This window comes from Enterobacter cloacae complex sp. 2024EL-00227 (assembly GCF_043945315.1).
Classification (GTDB): Bacteria; Pseudomonadota; Gammaproteobacteria; order Enterobacterales; family Enterobacteriaceae; genus Enterobacter; species Enterobacter roggenkampii.
Genome location: NZ_JBIMQP010000004.1, coordinates 221,092 through 240,996 on the forward strand (window position 1 = coordinate 221,092; position 19,905 = coordinate 240,996).

At 55.8% G+C, this 19,905-nt stretch carries 19 protein-coding genes and 3 tRNA genes; 11 read left to right on the plus strand and 11 right to left on the minus strand.

Annotated features, from left to right (window positions below; all coding sequences use genetic code 11):
- Positions 1-317 precede the first annotated feature (317 nt).
- The 4 genes from ACHH0Z_RS09635 to syd form a co-directional block, all read right to left on the minus strand.
- Positions 318-767 (minus strand): flavodoxin, encoded by a 450-nt coding sequence (locus ACHH0Z_RS09635; RefSeq protein ID WP_008499636.1) that lies wholly within the window; start codon positions 765-767, stop codon positions 318-320.
- A gap of 24 nt (positions 768-791) precedes the next feature.
- Positions 792-1,568 carry a tRNA pseudouridine(65) synthase TruC gene (truC, locus tag ACHH0Z_RS09640; protein WP_045408494.1) on the minus strand — a complete coding sequence of 259 codons (777 nt, stop codon included), beginning with the start codon at positions 1,566-1,568 and terminating at the stop codon, positions 792-794.
- On the minus strand, positions 1,565-1,894 hold the full coding sequence (locus ACHH0Z_RS09645; protein WP_045408586.1) for a YqcC family protein: 330 nt from the start codon (positions 1,892-1,894) through the stop codon (positions 1,565-1,567). Before ACHH0Z_RS09645 ends, truC begins: the two co-directional genes overlap by 4 nt.
- Positions 1,895-2,525: 631 nt before the next feature.
- A complete protein-coding gene (gene syd / locus ACHH0Z_RS09650; protein ID WP_045408491.1) occupies positions 2,526-3,071 on the minus strand; it encodes a SecY-interacting protein in 546 nt (181 codons plus the stop codon).
- A gap of 69 nt (positions 3,072-3,140) precedes the next feature.
- On the opposite strand from syd, the gene queF reads away from it, so the two are divergent.
- The 5 genes from queF to xni all read left to right on the plus strand — a co-directional run bounded on the left by queF (position 3,141) and on the right by xni (position 9,576).
- Positions 3,141-3,983, plus strand: a complete 843-nt coding sequence (gene queF, locus ACHH0Z_RS09655; protein ID WP_021241894.1) for an NADPH-dependent 7-cyano-7-deazaguanine reductase QueF — start codon at positions 3,141-3,143, stop codon at positions 3,981-3,983.
- A 116-nt stretch (positions 3,984-4,099) separates the two neighbouring features.
- Positions 4,100-5,464, plus strand: coding sequence for a nucleotide 5'-monophosphate nucleosidase PpnN (gene ppnN / locus ACHH0Z_RS09660; RefSeq protein WP_045408488.1), 1,365 nt, complete (start codon positions 4,100-4,102; stop codon positions 5,462-5,464).
- A 515-nt stretch (positions 5,465-5,979) separates the two neighbouring features.
- Positions 5,980-7,275 carry an HAAAP family serine/threonine permease gene (locus tag ACHH0Z_RS09665; protein WP_008499642.1) on the plus strand — a complete coding sequence of 432 codons (1,296 nt, stop codon included), beginning with the start codon at positions 5,980-5,982 and terminating at the stop codon, positions 7,273-7,275.
- Between the two features lie 65 nt (positions 7,276-7,340).
- On the plus strand, positions 7,341-8,708 hold the full coding sequence (sdaB, locus tag ACHH0Z_RS09670; RefSeq protein ID WP_045408486.1) for an L-serine ammonia-lyase II: 1,368 nt from the start codon (positions 7,341-7,343) through the stop codon (positions 8,706-8,708).
- A gap of 112 nt (positions 8,709-8,820) precedes the next feature.
- The gene (gene xni, locus ACHH0Z_RS09675; protein ID WP_045408484.1) at positions 8,821-9,576 is read left to right on the plus strand and encodes a flap endonuclease Xni; all 756 of its coding nucleotides are present in this window, start codon (positions 8,821-8,823) and stop codon (positions 9,574-9,576) included.
- 63 nt (positions 9,577-9,639) lie between these two features.
- On the opposite strand, the gene rlmM is transcribed toward xni, so the two are convergent.
- The 4 genes from rlmM to ACHH0Z_RS09695 form a co-directional block, all read right to left on the minus strand.
- Entirely contained in the window at positions 9,640-10,740 is a 1,101-nt protein-coding gene (rlmM, locus tag ACHH0Z_RS09680) for a 23S rRNA (cytidine(2498)-2'-O)-methyltransferase RlmM (RefSeq protein WP_023344824.1), read from the minus strand.
- Positions 10,733-11,128 carry a DUF423 domain-containing protein gene (locus ACHH0Z_RS09685; protein ID WP_008499646.1) on the minus strand — a complete coding sequence of 132 codons (396 nt, stop codon included), beginning with the start codon at positions 11,126-11,128 and terminating at the stop codon, positions 10,733-10,735. Before ACHH0Z_RS09685 ends, rlmM begins: the two co-directional genes overlap by 8 nt.
- A gap of 39 nt (positions 11,129-11,167) precedes the next feature.
- A complete protein-coding gene (gene gcvA, locus ACHH0Z_RS09690) occupies positions 11,168-12,085 on the minus strand; it encodes a glycine cleavage system transcriptional regulator GcvA (RefSeq protein ID WP_008499647.1) in 918 nt (305 codons plus the stop codon).
- Between the two features lie 349 nt (positions 12,086-12,434).
- Positions 12,435-12,662 carry a YgdI/YgdR family lipoprotein gene (locus ACHH0Z_RS09695; RefSeq protein ID WP_008499648.1) on the minus strand — a complete coding sequence of 76 codons (228 nt, stop codon included), beginning with the start codon at positions 12,660-12,662 and terminating at the stop codon, positions 12,435-12,437.
- 192 nt (positions 12,663-12,854) lie between these two features.
- Between ACHH0Z_RS09695 and csdA the strand changes: the two genes are divergently transcribed.
- Together csdA and csdE are read left to right on the plus strand one after the other, a co-directional pair.
- Positions 12,855-14,060 carry a cysteine desulfurase CsdA gene (gene csdA / locus ACHH0Z_RS09700; RefSeq protein WP_045408481.1) on the plus strand — a complete coding sequence of 402 codons (1,206 nt, stop codon included), beginning with the start codon at positions 12,855-12,857 and terminating at the stop codon, positions 14,058-14,060.
- Entirely contained in the window at positions 14,060-14,506 is a 447-nt protein-coding gene (csdE, locus tag ACHH0Z_RS09705; RefSeq protein ID WP_045408478.1) for a cysteine desulfurase sulfur acceptor subunit CsdE, read from the plus strand. The genes csdA and csdE overlap by 1 nt, the downstream gene beginning before the upstream one ends.
- Here the strand turns inward: csdE and tcdA are convergent.
- Positions 14,497-15,303, minus strand: coding sequence for a tRNA cyclic N6-threonylcarbamoyladenosine(37) synthase TcdA (gene tcdA, locus ACHH0Z_RS09710; RefSeq protein ID WP_008499651.1), 807 nt, complete (start codon positions 15,301-15,303; stop codon positions 14,497-14,499). The genes csdE and tcdA overlap by 10 nt on opposite strands.
- Before the next feature lie 75 nt (positions 15,304-15,378).
- Complete coding sequence (mltA, locus tag ACHH0Z_RS09715) at positions 15,379-16,476, minus strand: murein transglycosylase A (protein ID WP_021241890.1); 1,098 nt, start codon at positions 16,474-16,476, stop codon at positions 15,379-15,381.
- Positions 16,477-16,684: 208 nt separating this feature from the next.
- Between mltA and ACHH0Z_RS09720 the strand changes: the two genes are divergently transcribed.
- The 3 genes from ACHH0Z_RS09720 (at position 16,685) to ACHH0Z_RS09730 (ending at position 17,003) form a co-directional block, all read left to right on the plus strand.
- Positions 16,685-16,761, plus strand: a tRNA-Met gene (locus tag ACHH0Z_RS09720).
- Between the two features lie 44 nt (positions 16,762-16,805).
- Positions 16,806-16,882: transfer RNA gene (locus ACHH0Z_RS09725), tRNA-Met, on the plus strand.
- Between the two features lie 44 nt (positions 16,883-16,926).
- Positions 16,927-17,003, plus strand: a tRNA-Met gene (locus tag ACHH0Z_RS09730).
- 87 nt (positions 17,004-17,090) lie between these two features.
- Here ACHH0Z_RS09730 and amiC read toward each other — a convergent pair.
- Positions 17,091-18,344, minus strand: coding sequence for an N-acetylmuramoyl-L-alanine amidase AmiC (gene amiC / locus ACHH0Z_RS09735; RefSeq protein ID WP_021242006.1), 1,254 nt, complete (start codon positions 18,342-18,344; stop codon positions 17,091-17,093).
- 227 nt (positions 18,345-18,571) lie between these two features.
- Here amiC and argA point away from each other — a divergent pair, with 227 nt between their 5' ends.
- Positions 18,572-19,903 carry an amino-acid N-acetyltransferase gene (gene argA, locus ACHH0Z_RS09740; RefSeq protein ID WP_008499655.1) on the plus strand — a complete coding sequence of 444 codons (1,332 nt, stop codon included), beginning with the start codon at positions 18,572-18,574 and terminating at the stop codon, positions 19,901-19,903.
- The last annotated feature ends 2 nt before the right edge of the window (positions 19,904-19,905 follow it).

The following is a 19,905-nucleotide window of genomic DNA, read 5'->3' on the forward strand; positions in this document are numbered from 1 at the left end:
ATAGCTTTCGCCTGGTTCATTCTGTACAGCACCGGTAGGGTAAGCAGAATGAGATTGGTTTTTGTCGTTTTGGTACGGCCTGAAGCCGTTTTATCGTGACCGGAAAAGTATATGAAGGAGTGCCTCTTCACCTCACCGTGCAAAAACACAGTATTAAAGGGCGTGAGGGAGGTTGTTTAGGGCATAAGCCCAGAGGAGTGGAAGGTGGTTCACGGAAATGGCGTTTGGTGCGGAGTGTAATGCCGGGTGGCGGCTACGCCTGACCCGGCCTGGAAAACCCGCAGGCCCGCGCAAGCGAAGCGCCGCCGGGCAGAGTGTTATTTGAGAAGTGAGGCCCAGTTCTCCACCCACGGGTTTGATTCGCTTTCTGGCTCCGGGTGCTCACCCGCATCAATCAGCAGCATCTCGCCGACGCGCTGGGCGCTCTGCTCCTGCAACAGCGCATCGAACTGCTTGCCGCCGCCGCAGAAGTTAGCGTAAGCGCTGTCGCCGAGGGCGATGATGCCGTAGCGAACGTCTGGCTGATAGCCAAGCTGGTCTTTAATGCCCTGGAACAGCGGCACGATGCTGTCCGGCAGATCGCCCTGCCCGGTGGTGGAGGTCACCACCAGAATGTATTTATCTTTATACTTTTCCCAGTCCGCCAGCTCCGGATCTTCATAGACCGTGGCTTTATGACCCTGGCTTGCCAGAATCGCCTCCGCCTCTTCCGCGACCAGCAGCGAGTTGCCGTACATTGTACCGACAAAAATGCCTACTTCAGCCATGCTATTTTCCCATAGTGAATACGCTTACTCTTCATCCTGAACGTTGCCCGATACAAACTCAACCCTTTCATTTTCGGGGAGTTGTCCCAGCCAGCCAAACTGTGACAGCGCCTGCATCCAGACGTCGTCCAGCCCCGCGCGGAGAGTCAGCGGCTCGCCGGTAAACGGGTGCATCAGGCTGAGCTCGCTTGCGTGTAACATCAGACGATGGCAGCCAAAGTGTTCGGCCGCGCTGCGGTTCTGGCGCAAATCACCGTGTTTGCTGTCGCCAATAATCGGGTGGCGCAGATGCGCAAGATGGCGTCGCAGCTGGTGCTTACGCCCGGTTTTGGGCAGAAGCTCAACCAGGCTGTAGCGTGTGGTCGGAAATTTGCTGGTGGCCACCGGCATTTCCGTCGTCGCCATGCCGCGATAATCCGTCACGGCGGGCTGCGGACCTTTGTCATCCCGGGCAAATTTATCGGCGATTTTGTCCAGTTCCTCCACCAGCGGGTAGTCCAGGGTGGCAGACTCGGTCAGCCAGCCACGCACGACCGCGTGGTAGCGCTTCTGGATCTGGTGCTGTTCGAACTGCTGCGCCAGCAGTCGGCCAGCTTCGCTGGAAAGCCCCATCAGCAGCACGCCGGAGGTCGGCCTGTCGAGGCGGTGGGCGGTAAACACATGCTGACCAATCTGGTCGCGCACGGTCTGCATCACCACCACTTTCTCGTCGCGATCCAGCCAGCTGCGGTGCACCAGCCAGCCTGACGGTTTATTCACCGCCACCAGCCACTCGTCCTGATAGAGGATCTCAAGCGTCATGCCTCTTCACCGGCAAACAAGGCATCCAGCTTTTCCAGTTCGACCAGCATGACGTCGCGCGCAGGGTGCGTCGCGTCGAGCGCCATTTCATAATAGGGAGAGACAGCAAACGCCTGCGGTAAGGGGTGCCCCCCCTCAAGCAGGGCGTGCATACGCGGAATTAACACCCACTGCAGCCACTCGAAAGGCGCCAGAGTATCCAGGCAGAAAGGCTGGGTGCTGGCGAACGCTTCTGGCTGCGGCGCGGTCTCCTGCCACAGCTGATGTTGGCGCAAAAGGGCTTCGATGGCGTGCAACTGAGCACGAACGCTATCGTGTTGCGTCATAGTAACCTCAACTAAAATGTGAACGGCGCGCAGCATAGCATTGCGAAAGGCAGAAATAAAAAAAGGGAGCACTGTAAAAACAGTGCTCCCGGTTCGTTCCGCAGCATTCCAGCTACAATTCGTGCTCCCTGCTCATCCGTGACAACTTTTCCTGAAGCCCGAAGGCCTGGTCATCCGTCTACCTTTCGCATCCTGCACACCTCTTCCTGACGTGTTTGTTTCATCCTGAAACGTCCTGGCCTTCCTGACCCACCGACCATCCTGACCGGCTCTCGTTCTCCTTCCTGGAGGTGTCCCTTACGCATCCTGCGTTATCCACTTCGCTTCATCCAGAAGCCTTCCTGCTGCGCCATCCTGACGAGTCCTGTGTGAGAAACGCCATCATCCTGATGTTCGTTTCTCGTGTCGGCTTCCTGTCGACGGAGATAGAATCCGCTATTCCGCTTCGTCTTACAACCCACTCAGCCAGCGTTGTAAGACGCGGGGACTCCCTAAAAATAATAGGAGGAACAACTAATTCGTTGAAAAATAGAGTGATATTAATCTGAATTTAATGAGGTAATACTGAATGTTCCAGCGATCTCTCACAAACCTTGTAAGAGATCTCTCACACGCGCTGTAGCAGCATGGATTACAGAAAGGGCTCAAGTCGGGTGAGGAAATCCGCAAGAGAAGGGGCGAGAGTCTCGCGATTGCGGGTACCGATAGTCTCTTTAATCACTTCGCCTGACAGGTTACAGACGGAGATAACGTCCAATTCGCTGTCCAGCGTGGCAATAAAGAGCGTCGGAGAAAGCTTAAGGCGCTTTTGCGTGACCAGATGACCAATCAGGTTTTCCTGAACACGCTGCAGATCGTCTTCGCTCCAGGTCTGCAACAGCGTCAGCGTCATGTCCGCAAAGCGCGCGGGCATATCCCCTGCAAACTGCGTGGCATAAAACGCATGAACCGCTGGTTGTACCACAATGTCCATTGCCCGTTCAACCGCATTTACATTCTGCTCGCCGTTATTCGGCTTCGGCTGCCAGATCACGTAATCCTCAAGCGAAGAGATAATGCACGGCGAAGGGACGCCATATAAATCAGCACTTTGCGGCCACGTGCCCTGCTTTTCATGCCATGCGTCGCAGTAGCGGGTCGTGAAGGTAGTGAGGGCATTTGCAGTTTCGATGTCCACCGATTTCTCTCTTCTTGTCAGACAGGATAAACTCAGGCCATAAGTGTACCTGTAAAGTGGCTATGAAACATGTCTTACGAAAATCATCAGGCGTTAACCGGCTTAACGCTGGGTAAATCGACCGATTACCGCGATACCTACGATGCAAGCCTGCTGCAGGGCGTGCCGCGTAGCCTGAACCGCGATCCTCTGGGACTGCACGCGGACGCGCTGCCGTTCGTGGGTGGCGATATCTGGACGCTGTACGAACTCTCGTGGCTCAACGCGCGCGGCCTGCCGCAGGTGGCGGTGGGACACGTTGAGCTGGACTATGCCAGCGTGAATCTCGTCGAGTCCAAAAGCTTTAAGCTCTATCTCAACAGTTTTAACCAGACCAAATTCAACAGCTGGGACGACGTTCAGCACACCCTGGAACGTGATTTAAGCGCCTGCGCGCAGGGAAAGGTGAGCGTATCACTGTATCGCCTGCACGAACTGGAAGGCCAGCCAGTCGCCCACTTCAACGGGACCTGCATCGACGATCAGGATATCGAGGTGGAGAATTATGAATTCAGCGCCGATTACCTCGAAAACGCGGCGAGCGGCAAGGTGGTTGAAGAGACGCTGGTGAGCCATCTGCTGAAATCCAACTGCCTGATTACCCACCAGCCGGACTGGGGCTCGGTGCAGATCCAGTATCGCGGCCCGAAAATTGATCGGGAAAAGCTGCTGCGCTATCTGGTGTCGTTCCGCCATCACAATGAATTCCACGAGCAGTGCGTGGAGCGCATCTTTAGCGATATCCAACGCTTCTGCCAGCCGGAAAAATTGAGCGTTTACGCGCGCTACACCCGCCGCGGCGGCCTGGACATCAACCCGTGGCGTACCAACACCGATTTTGTGCCTGCGACGGGCCGGCTGGTGCGTCAGTAATATAAATATTTTCACAATATGCGCGGTATCTTCCGCGCTTTAGGTTGTGAAACGTCACGCGGCAGGGCTATTGTAATCAACAGGGAAAGACGATAATCGTCCCGTAAGGAGCTCACTTGATTACACATATTAGCCCGCTTGGCTCAATGGATATGTTGTCGCAGCTGGAAGTGGACATGCTTAAACGCACGGCCAGCAGCGATCTTTATCAACTGTTTCGTAACTGTTCACTTGCCGTTCTGAACTCCGGAAGCCTGACAGATAACAGTAAAGAACTGCTGTCCCGCTTCGAAAGCTTTGATATCAACGTGCTGCGCCGCGAGCGCGGTGTGAAGCTTGAAGTCATCAACCCGCCGGAAGAGGCATTCGTCGACGGACGCATCATCCGTTCACTTCAGGCTAACCTGTTTGCCGTGCTGCGTGACATCCTGTTTGTTAACGGGCAGATCCACAACGCAGGCCGTTTCCAGCATCTCGACCTGGAAAGCTCGGTCCATATCACCAACCTGGTGTTCTCTATTATGCGCAACGCCCGTGCCCTGCACGTGGGTGAAGCGCCGAACATGGTCGTCTGCTGGGGCGGCCACTCCATTAACGAAACCGAATACCTTTATGCGCGTCGGGTGGGCACCCAGCTTGGCCTGCGCGAGCTGAATATCTGTACCGGATGTGGTCCGGGTGCGATGGAAGCGCCAATGAAAGGTGCCGCAGTGGGTCACGCGCAGCAGCGCTACAAAGAGGGACGGTTTATCGGCATGACCGAGCCGTCCATCATCGCCGCTGAGCCACCTAACCCGCTGGTTAACGAGCTGATTATCATGCCGGATATCGAAAAACGTCTTGAGGCGTTTGTTCGTATCGCCCACGGCATCATCATCTTCCCGGGCGGCGTGGGGACAGCGGAAGAGCTGCTCTATCTGCTGGGTATTCTGATGAACCCGGCCAACAAAGATCAGGTTCTGCCGCTGATCCTGACCGGACCAAAAGAGAGCGCCGACTACTTCCGCGTGCTGGACGAGTTTATCGTACACACGCTGGGTGAAGCCGCGCGTCGTCACTATCGCATCATCATCGACGATGCTGCGGAAGTGGCGCGTCAGATGAAAAAAGCGATGCCGCTGGTGAAAGAAAACCGTCGCGATACCGGGGATGCCTACAGCTTTAACTGGTCAATCCGCATTGCGCCGGATCTGCAGATCCCGTTCGAGCCTTCACACGAGAACATGGCGAACCTGAAACTCTACCCGGATCAGCCGGTGGAAGTCCTGGCCGCCGATCTGCGTCGCGCCTTCTCCGGGATTGTGGCGGGCAACGTCAAAGAGGTCGGTATCCGCGCCATTGAGCAGTACGGTCCGTACAAGATCCACGGCGACCCGGAGATGATGCGCCGCATGGATGACATGCTGCAGGGCTTTGTCGCCCAGCACCGCATGAAGCTGCCGGGCTCCGCCTATATTCCTTGCTACGAAATCTGCACATAACGCTTAGCGGCATCTCATCAAAGCCGGGTCGCCCTGTCGCGCGTTCCGGCTTTTTTTATTCCTGATGTAATTCATAGGCATCACTTATATCTTTTACAAAATTGCCACAAACGCAAACGATTACCTGTATTTTTCAACCGTAAATTATCAGCCTTAATCCAAATTACCTGCCAGAAAATACTAAAAACCCATTTCTTTACAGCGAAAGACACCTATATCAAGGGCCAGTCTTTCAGCGCACATGTCGTTGGTGGTAGCCTTCGCGCGCGTAAATTCTCTTTGATGTTTTTTTAACAGATAAATGGTCTAAAGATGCCCACATCATAAGTGGATTATTGCATTTGGGATCGCGATCACTGATAGATTCATAACGAGAATGTATCTTTCCGCCCGCCAATAGTTACGGGCGAAAATTATTAAAAAACCGTCACTGAACGAATTTCATATTACCGTCAGGCACTTTTTCATCGGATTTGACTAAAAACCTGACAATTTGCTTCCTCCAGGAGATACAGATGGAAACCACTCAAACCAGCACCGTTGCTTCGATTGAATCCCGAAGTGGTTGGCGCAAAACGGATACCATGTGGATGCTTGGCCTTTACGGCACGGCAATCGGCGCTGGTGTACTGTTCCTTCCTATCAACGCAGGCGTCGGCGGTCTGATTCCGCTGATCATTATGGCTATCATTGCTTTCCCGATGACCTTCTTTGCACACCGCGGTCTGACCCGCTTCGTGCTGTCCGGTAAAAACCCGGGCGAAGACATCACTGAAGTGGTTGAAGAGCATTTCGGCGTGGGCGCAGGTAAACTGATTACCCTGCTCTACTTCTTCGCGATTTACCCTATCCTGCTGGTCTACAGCGTGGCGATCACCAACACCGTTGAAAGCTTCATGCTGCACCAGCTGCACATGACGCCGCCACCGCGTGCCATCCTGTCTCTGATCCTGATTGTCGGCATGATGACCATCGTGCGCTTCGGCGAGCAGATGATTGTGAAAGCGATGAGCGTGCTGGTGTTCCCGTTTGTGGCCGCACTGATGCTGCTGGCCTGCTACCTGATCCCACAGTGGAACGGCGCAGCGCTGGAAACCCTGTCCCTGAGCAGCGCGTCTGCGACCGGTAACGGCCTGCTGATGACCCTGTGGCTGGCGATCCCGGTAATGGTCTTCTCCTTCAACCACTCCCCAATCATCTCCTCTTTCGCCGTGGCGAAACGTGAAGAGTACGGTAATGGCGCAGAGAAGAAGTGCTCCAGCATCCTGGCACGCGCTCACATCATGATGGTGCTGACCGTTATGTTCTTCGTCTTCAGCTGCGTACTGAGCCTCTCCCCGGCGGACCTGGCGGCAGCGAAAGAGCAGAACATCTCAATTCTGTCTTACCTGGCGAACCACTTTAACGCACCGCTGATTGCGTGGATGGCACCGATCATCGCGATGATCGCCATCACCAAATCCTTCCTGGGCCACTACCTCGGCGCACGTGAAGGCTTCAACGGTATGGTGATCAAATCTCTGCGCGGTAAAGGCAAGAGCATTGAAATCAACAAGCTGAACAAAATCACTGCACTGTTCATGCTGCTCACCACCTGGGCGGTAGCGACGCTGAACCCAAGCATCCTGGGCATGATTGAAACCCTGGGCGGCCCGGTCATCGCGATGATTCTGTTCCTGATGCCGATGTACGCGATTCAGAAAGTCCCGGCTATGCGTAAGTACAGCGGTCATGTCAGCAACGTCTTTGTGGTTATCATGGGGCTTATCGCTATCTCTGCGATCTTCTACTCCCTGTACACCATGTTCTGATTCTCACCCGCGCCGTCCCCGGACGGCGCACTCCCTCCTCTCTGACTGAAAGCAATGGACGCATCATGATTAGCGTATTCGATATCTTCAAAATCGGTATTGGTCCTTCCAGCTCTCACACCGTCGGACCGATGAAAGCCGGTAAGCAGTTCACGGATGACTTGATTGCACGCGGCATCCTGCACGACATCACCCGCGTGGTTGTCGATGTATACGGCTCACTTTCCCTGACCGGGAAAGGCCACCACACCGATATCGCCATTATCATGGGCCTGGCGGGAAACCTGCCGGATACCGTTGATATTGATGCGATCCCTGGCTTTATCCAGGACGTGAACACCCACGGGCGCCTGCTGCTGGCGAACGGCGAGCATGAGGTTGAATTCCCGGTTGACCATTGCATGAATTTCCATGCGGACAACCTGTCGCTACACGAAAACGGCATGCGCATTACCGCGCTGGCCGGCGACAAAGCGGTATACAGCCAGACTTACTACTCTATCGGCGGCGGTTTTATCGTCGACGAAGACCACTTTGGTCAAACCAGTACCTCTTCTGTCGAGGTGCCGTATCCGTACAAAACGGCGGCAGACCTCCAGCGCCACTGCCAGGAGACGGGACTTTCCCTCTCCGGTCTGATGATGAAAAACGAGCTGGCGCTGCACAGCAAAGAGGAGCTGGAACAGCACTTCGCTAACGTCTGGGAAGTGATGCGCGGCGGTATTGAGCGCGGGATCACCACCGAAGGCGTTCTGCCGGGCAAGCTTCGCGTACCGCGTCGTGCGGCAGCGCTGCGCCGTATGCTGGTGAGCACCGACAAAACGACAACGGACCCGATGGCCGTGGTGGACTGGATCAACATGTTCGCCCTGGCGGTAAACGAAGAAAACGCCGCAGGGGGCCGTGTGGTCACCGCGCCAACCAACGGTGCCTGCGGCATCGTTCCGGCCGTACTGGCGTACTACGACAAGTTTATCCGTGAAGTGAACGCGAACTCGCTGGCACGCTACCTGCTGGTGGCCAGTGCGATTGGTTCGCTGTATAAGATGAACGCCTCCATTTCTGGTGCGGAAGTGGGCTGTCAGGGTGAAGTCGGCGTGGCGTGCTCCATGGCGGCGGCAGGTCTGGCGGAGCTGTTGGGCGCAAGCCCGACGCAGGTGTGCATCGCTGCGGAAATCGGCATGGAACACAACCTGGGGCTGACCTGCGATCCGGTTGCCGGACAGGTACAGGTTCCGTGCATCGAGCGTAACGCGATTGCCTCCGTGAAGGCGGTAAACGCGGCGCGTATGGCGCTGCGCCGCACCAGCGAACCTCGCGTCTGTCTCGATAAGGTTATCGAGACCATGTACGAAACCGGTAAAGATATGAACGCCAAATACCGCGAAACCTCTCGCGGCGGCCTGGCGATGAAGATCGTAACCTGCGATTAAGCCTCTCAGGAAGCCTCGTTTTGCGAGGCTTCTTCCTGTTTTCCCCACCATTCATAGTTTCATGCTGCTGACAGTGTTACCCTTCACGCATTAGATAGAAGGGAGATTATCTGTGGCCGTTCATTTACTTATCGTCGATGCACTTAACCTGATTCGCCGTATCCATGCGGTACAGGGGACGCCTTGTAAAGACACCTGCCTGCACGCGCTGGAACAGCTTATCCGCCACAGTGAACCCACCCATGCGGTCGCGGTTTTTGATGACGAAGCCCGCAATACGGGCTGGCGGCACCAGCGTCTGCCCGACTACAAAGCCGGACGCGCACCGATGCCGGACGATCTTCACGCCGAATTACCCATGCTGCGCGCCGCATTTGAACAGCGGGGCGTCCCCTGCTGGGGCGCACAGGGAAATGAAGCCGACGATCTCGCGGCCACCCTGGCCGTAAAGGTGGCGAGTGCCGGGCATCAGGCCACGATCGTTTCAACGGATAAAGGCTACTGCCAGCTGCTCTCCCCGACTATTCGCATTCGCGACTATTTTCAAAAACGCTGGCTGGACGCGCCGTTCATTGCCAGCGAGTTTGGCGTATCGCCTGAGCAATTGCCGGATTACTGGGGCCTGGCAGGCATCAGCAGCTCTAAAGTTCCGGGCGTGGCCGGTATTGGGCCGAAGAGCGCCGCGCAGTTGCTGACCGATTTTCAGAGTCTGGAGGGCATTTACGCCCGTCTGGACGAGGTGCCAGAAAAATGGCGCAAGAAGCTGGAGGCGCATAAAGAGAAGGCGTTTATCTGCCGGGAAATCGCAACGCTACAGACGGATTTACAGCTGGACGGGAATTTACAGCAGTTGCGCTTAGAACGTTAAAACGACTACAGGGTTTTTGTAGGCCCGGTAAGCGCAGCGCCACCGGGCAAAACAAAGTACGTGCTATCGCTCGTCGCGACGCCCGCCTACGGCCGCCCACCAGCGACGAATATGCACCGTCACCTCTTCGCGGTCGTGATACAGCTGACGCGCCTGGATCTCCACGTTAATCCCGTGCTCGTCCAGTTGCTCCTGAATGTAGGCCAGGTTCTGAGACACCTCCTCATAGCGCTTTTTCATCGGCAGCTTGAGGTTGAAAATGGTCTCGCGACACCAGCCGTTCACCAGCCAGGAGGCCATCAGCGCGGCCACTTTCGCCGGTTTCTCAACCATGTCGCACACCATCCATGAGATGTTGTTGCGGTTCGGGCGATAGCGGAAACCGTCTTCACGCAGCCAGGTGACCTGTCCGGTGTCCATCAGGCTTTGCGCCATTGGGCCGTTATCAACGGACGATACCCACATGTTGCGTTTCACCAGCTGATAGGTCCAGCCGCCCGGGCACGCGCCGAGATCGACAGCGTACATGCCGTTTGCCAGACGCTCATCCCACTCATCCGCCGGGATAAAGACGTGGAACGCCTCTTCCAGCTTCAGCGTAGAACGGCTTGGCGCATCGGCCGGGAAGCGCAAACGCGGAATGCCCATAAAGAAAGGAGAGTTGTTGGTGGTGTACGAGTAGCCCGTATAGCAGCAGCCCGGTGCAATAAAGAAGATATGCACCACCGGACGCTTCGGCGTTTCGTAGTTCGTCAGCACGCCCGCCTCACGCAGCGCCGCGCGCAGCGGAACGGTGAACTTACGGCAGAACTTCATCAGCTCTTTACTTTCGTTGGTATCCGCCACTTCAACGCGCAGATCGCCGCCCTTCTCCACCACGCCCTGCAGCATGCCCACGATTGGCGTGATGCGGTCTTCAGGGGGAAGGTCTTTGAGCAGCTCACCCGCGACAAACATCTGGCGCGCAAAAATCAGCGAGCTGAACGGCAGCTCGCGCGCCAGCTTATCCGCATCTTCAGGCTGATAGCATTCGAATACCACATAGCCCGCGTTTTCTTTTACGCGGGCAAAGCCGAAGATTTCGCGCTTCGCCGCTTTATCGGTAATTTCCGCGGCGCACTCTTTCTCAAACCCCGGGCGACAATATAAAACAACCTTATTCATGAACAACGCCCTTGCGTTTCAGACGGATAGCTCCGATAAACATTAATACCCAACCCGCCAGGAAGCTGACGCCACCGACAGGTGTAACAAACGCCCACAGGCGTAAATGCGAAAGTGCCAGACAGTAAAGGCTGCCGCTGAAAAGCACCGTACCCAGCGCCAGAAAGACGCTGCTCCAGTAAAACCAGATGCTGATACGGCGCTGCATCGCCACCGCCAGCCCAAAGATTGCCAGCGTATGGAACGCCTGATATTCAAGGCCGGTCTGGATCCAGCCCATCTCTACAGCGCCCAACGACTTGCTTAAGACATGTGCGCCAAAGGCGCCCAGTGCAACAAAAATAAAGCCACTCACCGCGGCAAAAATCAGCATGAATCGGCTGGTCATGTTTAAGTCCTGAATTGATGCGTGCCCGGCACACAAACGTTATTGTTCATACCTGAAGCGGAATTTTTCTTGCTCGCTTGCCGCTTTCGCCAGTATCCACTGCCGGAAGGCGGCTATTTTACCCAGTTCTGCCTGACTGTCATGACAAACCAGATAAAACGCATTCTTGCTGACCAGTACATCATTAAAAGGGCAGACCAGGCGACCTGCCTCTATTTCGGACTGCGCCATGACGTTGTTCGCCAACGCCACACCTTGCCCGTGAATGGCAGCCTGTAACACCATCGCACTGTGGCTAAAGATGGGTCCCTGCTGCACGTTTATATGTGTAAGACCTAATTGACGGGTATAAGTTTGCCAGTCGCGTCGAGAGGCATCATGCAAAAGCGTATGCTGCGCCAGGTCAGCGGGAGACTTCAGCGCTTTGTCGCCCGTTAACAGCAGAGGGGAACAGACCGGCAGGAGATATTCTGCGTATAATTTCTCAACACGCAAGCCCGGCCAGTTACCGCGCCCATAAAAAATCGCGACGTCCACGTCATCGGCCAGCTTGTCTTCCTGACGATCCACGGCCTGGATTCGAACGTCTATCCCCGGATAAGCTGAGTTAAAGCTTGAGAGTCTTGGCACCAGCCACTGAATGGCAAAACTGGGCAATAAACTAACAGTCAGAGCACCTTTTGCACTGCGGGCCTGTAGCTTACGCGTGGCTTCAGTAAGCTGCGAAAAAATCTCTTTAATATCCTGAAAATAGCTCTGCCCCTCTTCGGTCAACAGCAACGAGCGGTTGCGTCGACGAAACAGCTTAAGGCCCAGAAAATCCTCCAGAGACTTGATTTGGTGACTTACTGCGGCCTGTGTCACAAAAAGCTCATCGGCTGCGCGGGTGAAGCTCAGGTGACGTGCTGCTGCATCAAAAACACGTAATGCGTTGAGGGGGGGCAATCGCTTTGACATGGTTATATGGCTTAGATGTTAAAGGAATTTAACAAATAGGAAACAACGTTTAACCTATTAGTTTTTTTTATCTGAGCCATTATAATTTGTCCGTTGAGGAACTACCAGCAAATACCTATAGTGGCGGCACTTCCTGAGCCGGAACGAAGAGCTTTTTTCGGAATGCGTGTTCTGAAGGGCTTTTGGCTTACGGTTGTGATGTTGTGTTGTTGTGTTTGCAATTGGTCTGCGATTCAGACCACGGTAGCAACGCTACCAATTTTTCACTTCCTGTACATTTACCCTGTCTGTCCATAGTGATTAATGTAGCACCGCCAACTTGCGGTGCTTTTTTTTCGCCTGCGATTGGTTAATGCTCGATCTCTTTCATCTCTTTCACGTCCGTGCGGTTGATCTGCTGCTTGTTCCCGTTAGCATCTTTGTACGAAATCATCCCGGTATCGTTATCGGTTGTCGGTTTCCCTTCCGAAACGATGGAACGACCATCGTTGGTGTGCATCACGTAGTTGTTACCGGAACAGGCGCTCAGGGCAAAAGTAAACGCACAGGCAGAGATGATTGCAGCTGTCTTATTCATGATTATTCTCCTTTAGCAATTAATGCTATTCAAACCTCGATTTATAACAGGCTAAAACATCCGCCTAACACTATTTAGCATAACCTGCTTTTTTGGGGTCATGAGGATAAGCAGACAATTCTGATAGATATCAACCTCCTTGCCCTGCCGCGGAAATTGCGCGACGATCGTGATATTGAAATGAGGAATCCCATGAACGCTTTCAGTCCTGCGCAGTTCCGCGCACAGTTTCCGGCGCTGGCCGATGCCGGTATTTATCTGGACAGTGCCGCCACCGCCCTTAAGCCACAGGCGGTCATTGACGCCACGCAGCAGTTTTACAGCCTGAGCGCCGGGAACGTGCATCGCAGCCAGTTTGCCGAGGCGCAGCGATTAACCGCGCGCTACGAAGCCGCACGCGATCGCGTGGCGCACCTGATCAATGCCGAAAGCGGGAAAAATATCGTCTGGACGCGCGGCACCACCGAGGCCATCAATATGGTGGCCCAGTGCTACGCGCGCCCGCTGCTTCAGCCGGGCGATGAGATCGTCGTCAGCGAGGCGGAACATCACGCCAACCTGGTGCCGTGGCTGATGGTGGCCGAACAAACGGGTGCACGCGTGGTGAAGCTTCCGCTGGGCGCAGACCTTCTGCCCGATGTGGCCCGTCTCCCCGAGTTGATTACCCCTCGCAGCCGCATTCTGGCGCTTGGACAGATGTCTAACGTCACCGGTGGTTGCCCGGACCTGGCTCAGGCGATTCGCATCGCGCATGCCAACGGGATGGTGGTGATGGTCGACGGTGCGCAGGGCGTGGTGCATTTCCCCGCCGACGTGCAGGCGCTGGATATCGACTTCTATGCCTTCTCAGGACATAAGCTCTACGGGCCAACCGGTATTGGGGTGTTGTACGGCAAGCCGGAATTGCTGGCAAAAATGACCCCGTGGCTCGGGGGCGGCAAGATGATCGCTGAAGTGACTTTTGACGGTTTCAAAACGCAGGATGTGCCTTACCGCCTGGAAGCCGGTACGCCGAACGTAGCCGGCGTGATTGGCCTAAGCGCGGCGCTGGAGTGGCTGGCAGAAACAGACAGTGTTCAGGCTGAAAGCTGGAGCCGGGGGCTGGCGACGCTGGCAGAGGAAGAACTGAAAAAGCGCCCAGGTTTCCGCTCGTTCCGCGTTCAGGATTCAAGCCTGCTCGCCTTTGATTTTGTGGGCGTGCATCACAGCGACATGGTAACGCTGCTGGCCGGGTATGGCATCGCCCTGCGCGCCGGGCAGCACTGCGCGCAGCCGCTGCTGGCGGCGCTCGGCGTGAGCGGCACGCTGCGCGCCTCGTTCGCGCCCTATAACACACAAAGCGATGTTGACGCGCTGGTTGCCGCTGTCGACCGCGCGCTTGAAATACTGGTGGATTAATGACTCACGCTGCTTTAGCCGGACATCCGTTTGGCACCGTCATCACTGAAGAGACGTTAAAACAGACCTTTGCCCCGCTTTCACAGTGGGAAGATAAATATCGCCAGCTGATTCTCCTCGGTAAGCAATTACCGACCCTCTCTGACGATCTCAAGGCGCAGGCGAAAGAGATTGCAGGCTGTGAAAACCGCGTCTGGCTGGGAGTAAGCGTTTCCGGCGAGAAGCTGCACTTCTTCGGCGACAGCGAAGGCCGCATCGTCCGGGGCCTGTTGGCCGTATTGTTGACGGCAGTGGAAGGGAAAAGCGCGGCGGAACTGCTGGCGCATTCGCCGCTGGCGTTATTTGATGAGCTGGGGCTGCGCGCGCAGCTCAGCGCCTCGCGCGGTCAGGGGTTGATCGCGCTCAACGACGCGGTACTGGGCGCCGCACGTCAGGCTCAGGCCTGACGTTCCGCCTTCGCCATCATCTTCTTCAGGGCGTGAGACACCGCCACAAAGCCGAAGGAAGCGGTCACCATGGTGGCCGCGCCAAAGCCTGAGGCACAATCCATTCTCTTTGGCCCTTCAGCCGTGCTTTTCATCGCACACACGGAACCATCGGCCTGCGGGTAGACCAGCGCTTCGGTCGAGAACACGCAGTCTACGCCCAGCTTGCCCTTGCTGTTCTTCACCACGTTAAAGTCGCTTTTCAGGCGTTCACGCAGCTTGGCGGCCAGTGGATCCTGAATGGTCTTCGCCAGATCGGCCACCTGGATCTGCGTAGGATCGATTTGCCCGCCCGCGCCGCCGGTCGTCACCAGGGGAACCTTGTAACGACGACAGTAGGCGATCAGCGCCGCTTTTGGACGCACGCTGTCGATGGCGTCAATCACATAGCTGTAGCCTTTGCTCATGTATTCAGCGACGTTATCTGCCGTCACAAAATCATCAATCACCGTGACCCGACATTCCGGGTTAATCAGGCGGATACGTTCCGCCATGACCTCCGATTTTGCCAGGCCGACGCTATCACGCAGGGCGTGAATTTGACGGTTGGTGTTGGTGACGCACACGTCATCCATATCAATCAGCGTGATTGCGCCAATACCGGTTCTCGCCAGCGCTTCTGCGGCCCACGACCCCACACCACCAATGCCCACGACGCAGACGTGCGCATCCGCAAACAGCTGCAGGGCTTTTTCACCATAGAGACGTGCCGTGCCGCCAAAACGCTGGCGCCAAGCATCGCTGATTACCACAGACATAACACCTCAGATGTAAAAAGGGTGAGGTTCTCCTCACCCTGAACAGTAATCCGTATTGCATTCAGAATACCACAATCAGCCGCTGAATACGTTTCCGGCACCCGGTGCCGCCTTAAGCACCCACACGCGTCCGTAGTGGTTATACCAGCCTGCGCGGTGGCCTGCATCCGGGCCAATGCCCTGATAGATATCGAAGTGCTGCCCTTTGATCGCGCCGCCAACGTCCAGCGCCACCATCAGACGCAGCTCATACTGGCCGTTGAACTTGCCGTTGTTGTCCAGCAGCGGGACCTCTGCCAGCAGCGTGGTGCCCGCAGGAATAATCGAACGATCCGATGCCACCGACGCGCGGCCAATCAGCGGTACCGCACTCGCCCCTTTCACCGGCGCGAAGTTTTGCGGTTTAAAGAAGACGAACGACGGGTTCTGCTCCAGCAGCTCACGCACCTCGGCCTCGCTGTGCTTTTCGCCCCACTCGCGGATCGCCTGCATCGACATGTCTTCTTTCTTCACTTCGCCGCGGTCGATCAGCACCTTGCCAATACTGCGATAGGCGTGGCCGTTTTTACCGGAATAGCTGAAGAAGTTAAGCGGCGAGCCGTCGCCAAAATCAATATAGCCGCTGCCCTGAACGTCCATGATGAAGTTGTCCATCAGGGAGTTGCTGTAAGCAAGAACGTAGTTTTCGCTTAGCGCACCGGCGTAGATCTCAGCGCGCGACGGCAGACGGCCGCGTTTTGGCGGCATACGGTAGATAGGGTACTGGAACTCGCCCTGACGCGTGTGTCGCGCCTGGATAACCGGGGTGTAGTAGCCGGTAAACTGAACGTTGCCGTAGTTATCGGCCCCTTCCATCTGCCAGGCGTCGATACCAAACTGGCGCATGTTGCGCGTATCGCCGCCCGCGCGCAGCCAGTCCTGCACCGCGCTATAAACGTTGTTCTGTGCGCTGTACAGACGCGGTGACGCGTTGCGGATCTGGTAGACCTGCTCGGAGAAATCACCGGCATTGATCGGTGCGCCGACCGCATCAGGCTGATTAACTAAAGAGAAAGGCTGGGATAACTTCCCGTCTTTATACTGTTGACCGCGATCGGTCGGTTTGGAAGAACAGGCCGCAAGAATCGCTACCATTGCGCCCGCCATCAGATACTTCGCCCAACGTCCTTTCATTCTGTCTCGTCTTTAAGTTGCCCATTTCCGCGTGATGAAGATAACAAACCGCCAGGGCTAATGAAATGCGATCGCATGCCCTTTGGCAAATTTTGCGCAAAAAATAGTCCAAACAGCGCCATGTCGTTCAATTTGCATACAAAATCATGATAAATGTGAAAAAGGGGTTGCATCACAAGTCTATCCGAGTATAGTGCGCATCCACGGACGCGGGGTGGAGCAGCCTGGTAGCTCGTCGGGCTCATAACCCGAAGGTCGTCGGTTCAAATCCGGCCCCCGCAACCAATTAAAATTTGATGAAGTATCTTCTACGACTGTAGAAAGACGGACGCGGGGTGGAGCAGCCTGGTAGCTCGTCGGGCTCATAACCCGAAGGTCGTCGGTTCAAATCCGGCCCCCGCAACCAATCAAATTTGAAGAAGTAAGTTTCTGCGAGAGTAGAAAGACGGACGCGGGGTGGAGCAGCCTGGTAGCTCGTCGGGCTCATAACCCGAAGGTCGTCGGTTCAAATCCGGCCCCCGCAACCAACACTTCTAAAACAATAAACACCCTTAAGGGTGTTTTTTTGTATCTGTCGTTTGTGAATTTGCCGGGCATAAACCCGGCCAAAAGATCTACCCGCGCCGCGCCAGCGTCGCCCCGTCAGAGAAATACGCACGAATCCCTGCCAGAATCGATTCCGCCACTTCCTGCTGGAATTTTGCCGTCTTGAGCTTACGCTCCTCTTCCACGTTACTGATAAACGCGGTTTCAACCAGGATGGACGGGATATCCGGCGCCTTGAGTACCGCAAATCCGGCCTGTTCAACGCTGTTCTTGTGCAGCTTATTGATGTTGCCCAGCTTGCCCAGCACCGCTTTACCAAACTTCAGGCTGTCGTTAATGGTCAGCGACTGCACCATATCGAACATGGTGTGATCAACGTAGCGATCGCCGCTTTTGCTCACGCCACCGATCAGATCCGAGGCGTTCTGGGTATCCGCCAGGTATCTTGCTGCGGTACTGGTCGCGCCTTTGGTTGAGAGCGCAAACACCGACGAGCCGCTTGGCTGACGGCTGGTAAACGCATCCGCATGGATCGAGACGAACAAATCTGCGCGCTGCTTCTGTGCTTTCGCCACCCTGACCTTCAGCGGAATAAAGACGTCTTCATTACGCGTCATATAGGCGCGCATATTGCCTTCTTTATCAATCAGCGCCTTCAGACGACGGGCAATTTGCAGAACCACGTCTTTTTCACGCGTGCGGTATTTCCCCACCGCACCGGAGTCTTCGCCGCCGTGGCCTGGATCAAGCATGATCACAATCGGACGATCGCGCCCTGCTTTCCCCGGCTGCGGACCGCTTTGCGCCGGCGGAACCTGACGCTGCAGATCGCCTTTGTTGTAATCTTCCAGCAGGGCAAGAAGCGGATCCTGAATATCCGTCGCATTGGCCGGGTAAAGATCCATAACCAGGCGCTCTTTGAACGTCGCGACAGGCGCCAGGGCAAACAGCTGCGGCTTCACGTTCTGCTTCAGTTCAAACACCATGCGCACGGTTTGCGGATCGAACTGCCCGACGCGTGCCGATTTAATAAACGGATCGTCGCCGCGGATCTGCGCCGCCATCCCTTTCAGCACGGAGTTGAGATTAACGCCTTCGAGATCCACCACCACACGTTCCGGGTTGCTGAGGGCAAATTGCTTATATTTCAGCACGCGATTGGATTCGACCGTCACGCGCGTATAGGTCGACGATGGCCAGACGCGCACCGCCACGACCTGACTGGTGGCGGCAAGACCGACCTGACTGACGCTAAGCAACCACATTGCCCCGGCCCCTTTTAACAAACGGCGGCGGCTTATTGCTGAATTGGATCCCGACATGCTTCTCCCGAGCAAGAACACTGACTGATATACAAAATGTCCAGATTGACCGAAAACTTTAACGAATGACGCATAAACTGTCATCTATAAAAGGGTAAACAATCATACGCTAACGCACGGATTACTTATCATTTTCTGTGGGTCGCGGAAAATTTGCGCTTGCACACGCGGCCACAATCGAATAAAAATACAGAAATTACGAATAAACATTCATTAAGGGTTGTGCCATGGTGAAGGAACGTAGAACCGAACTGGTCCAGGGATTCCGCCATTCTGTTCCCTATATCAACGCCCATCGGGGAAAAACGTTTGTCATCATGCTTGGCGGCGAAGCCATTGAGCATGAAAATTTTTCCAGCATCGTCAATGACATTGGCCTGCTGCACAGCCTGGGGATCCGCCTGGTGGTGGTCTATGGCGCGCGCCCGCAGATCGACGCCAACCTGGCCGCTCACCACCACGAGCCGATTTACCACAAGCATACCCGCGTCACGGATGCCAAAACCCTTGAACTGGTGAAGCAGGCGGCAGGTCTGCTGCAGCTGGATATCACCGCTCGCCTGTCCATGAGCCTGAACAACACGCCGCTGCAGGGCGCGCATATCAACGTCGTGAGCGGCAACTTCATCATTGCCCAGCCGCTCGGCGTGGACGATGGCGTGGATTATTGCCACAGCGGCCGCATTCGTCGTATTGATGAAGAAGCCATTCACCGCCAGCTGGACAGCGGTGCCATCGTGCTGATGGGCCCGGTCGCCGTTTCGGTGACCGGCGAAAGCTTCAACCTCACTTCAGAAGAGATCGCCACGCAGCTGGCGATCAAGCTGAAGGCGGAAAAAATGATTGGGTTCTGCTCCTCTCAGGGCGTCGTGAATGATGAAGGAACGATCGTGCCGGAACTCTTCCCGAATGAAGCCCAGGCCCGCGTGGAAGCGCTGGAAGCCGAAGGCGATTATCACTCCGGCACGGTCCGCTTCCTGCGTGGCGCCGTGAAGGCCTGCCGCAGCGGCGTGCGTCGTAGCCACCTGATCAGCTATCAGGAAGACGGTGCCCTGCTGCAGGAGCTGTTCTCCCGCGACGGTATTGGTACGCAGATTGTCATGGAGAGTGCGGAGCAGATCCGCCGCGCCACCATTAACGACATCGGCGGCATTCTGGAGCTGATCCGCCCGCTGGAACAGCAGGGTATTCTGGTGCGTCGTTCGCGCGAGCAGCTGGAGATGGAAATCGACAAATTCACCATTATTCAGCGTGATAACCTGACCATCGCCTGCGCCGCGCTCTATCCGTTCCCGGAAGAGAAGATCGGTGAAATGGCCTGCGTGGCGGTGCATCCTGATTACCGCAGCTCTTCACGCGGTGAAATGCTGCTTGAGCGCGTGGCGGCACAGGCGCGCCAGATGGGGCTGAGCAAGCTGTTCGTCCTGACGACGCGCAGCATTCACTGGTTCCAGGAGCGCGGGTTCACGCCGGTGGATATCGATTCTCTGCCGGAAACGAAGAAAGAGATGTACAACTATCAGCGCCGTTCAAAAGTGCTGATGGCGGACCTGGGATGATA

Bases quoted from the DNA above. Each gene is read 5' to 3' on its own strand.
- amiC (WP_021242006.1), bottom strand. From the start codon at position 18,344: ATGTCGGGATCCAATTCAGCAATAAGCCGCCGCCGTTTGTTAAAAGGG.
- ACHH0Z_RS09685 (WP_008499646.1), bottom strand. From the start codon at position 11,128: ATGACCAGCCGATTCATGCTGATTTTTGCCGCGGTGAGTGGCTTTATT.
- csdA (WP_045408481.1), top strand. From the start codon at position 12,855: ATGAACGCTTTCAGTCCTGCGCAGTTCCGCGCACAGTTTCCGGCGCTG.
- tcdA (WP_008499651.1), bottom strand. From the start codon at position 15,303: ATGTCTGTGGTAATCAGCGATGCTTGGCGCCAGCGTTTTGGCGGCACG.
- rlmM (WP_023344824.1), bottom strand. From the start codon at position 10,740: ATGAATAAGGTTGTTTTATATTGTCGCCCGGGGTTTGAGAAAGAGTGC.
- ACHH0Z_RS09645 (WP_045408586.1), bottom strand. From the start codon at position 1,894: ATGACGCAACACGATAGCGTTCGTGCTCAGTTGCACGCCATCGAAGCC.
- csdE (WP_045408478.1), top strand. From the start codon at position 14,060: ATGACTCACGCTGCTTTAGCCGGACATCCGTTTGGCACCGTCATCACT.
- queF (WP_021241894.1), top strand. From the start codon at position 3,141: ATGTCTTACGAAAATCATCAGGCGTTAACCGGCTTAACGCTGGGTAAA.
- gcvA (WP_008499647.1), bottom strand. From the start codon at position 12,085: ATGTCAAAGCGATTGCCCCCCCTCAACGCATTACGTGTTTTTGATGCA.
- truC (WP_045408494.1), bottom strand. From the start codon at position 1,568: ATGACGCTTGAGATCCTCTATCAGGACGAGTGGCTGGTGGCGGTGAAT.
- sdaB (WP_045408486.1), top strand. From the start codon at position 7,341: ATGATTAGCGTATTCGATATCTTCAAAATCGGTATTGGTCCTTCCAGC.
- ACHH0Z_RS09635 (WP_008499636.1), bottom strand. From the start codon at position 767: ATGGCTGAAGTAGGCATTTTTGTCGGTACAATGTACGGCAACTCGCTG.
- ACHH0Z_RS09665 (WP_008499642.1), top strand. From the start codon at position 5,980: ATGGAAACCACTCAAACCAGCACCGTTGCTTCGATTGAATCCCGAAGT.
- mltA (WP_021241890.1), bottom strand. From the start codon at position 16,476: ATGAAAGGACGTTGGGCGAAGTATCTGATGGCGGGCGCAATGGTAGCG.
- ACHH0Z_RS09695 (WP_008499648.1), bottom strand. From the start codon at position 12,662: ATGAATAAGACAGCTGCAATCATCTCTGCCTGTGCGTTTACTTTTGCC.
- argA (WP_008499655.1), top strand. From the start codon at position 18,572: ATGGTGAAGGAACGTAGAACCGAACTGGTCCAGGGATTCCGCCATTCT.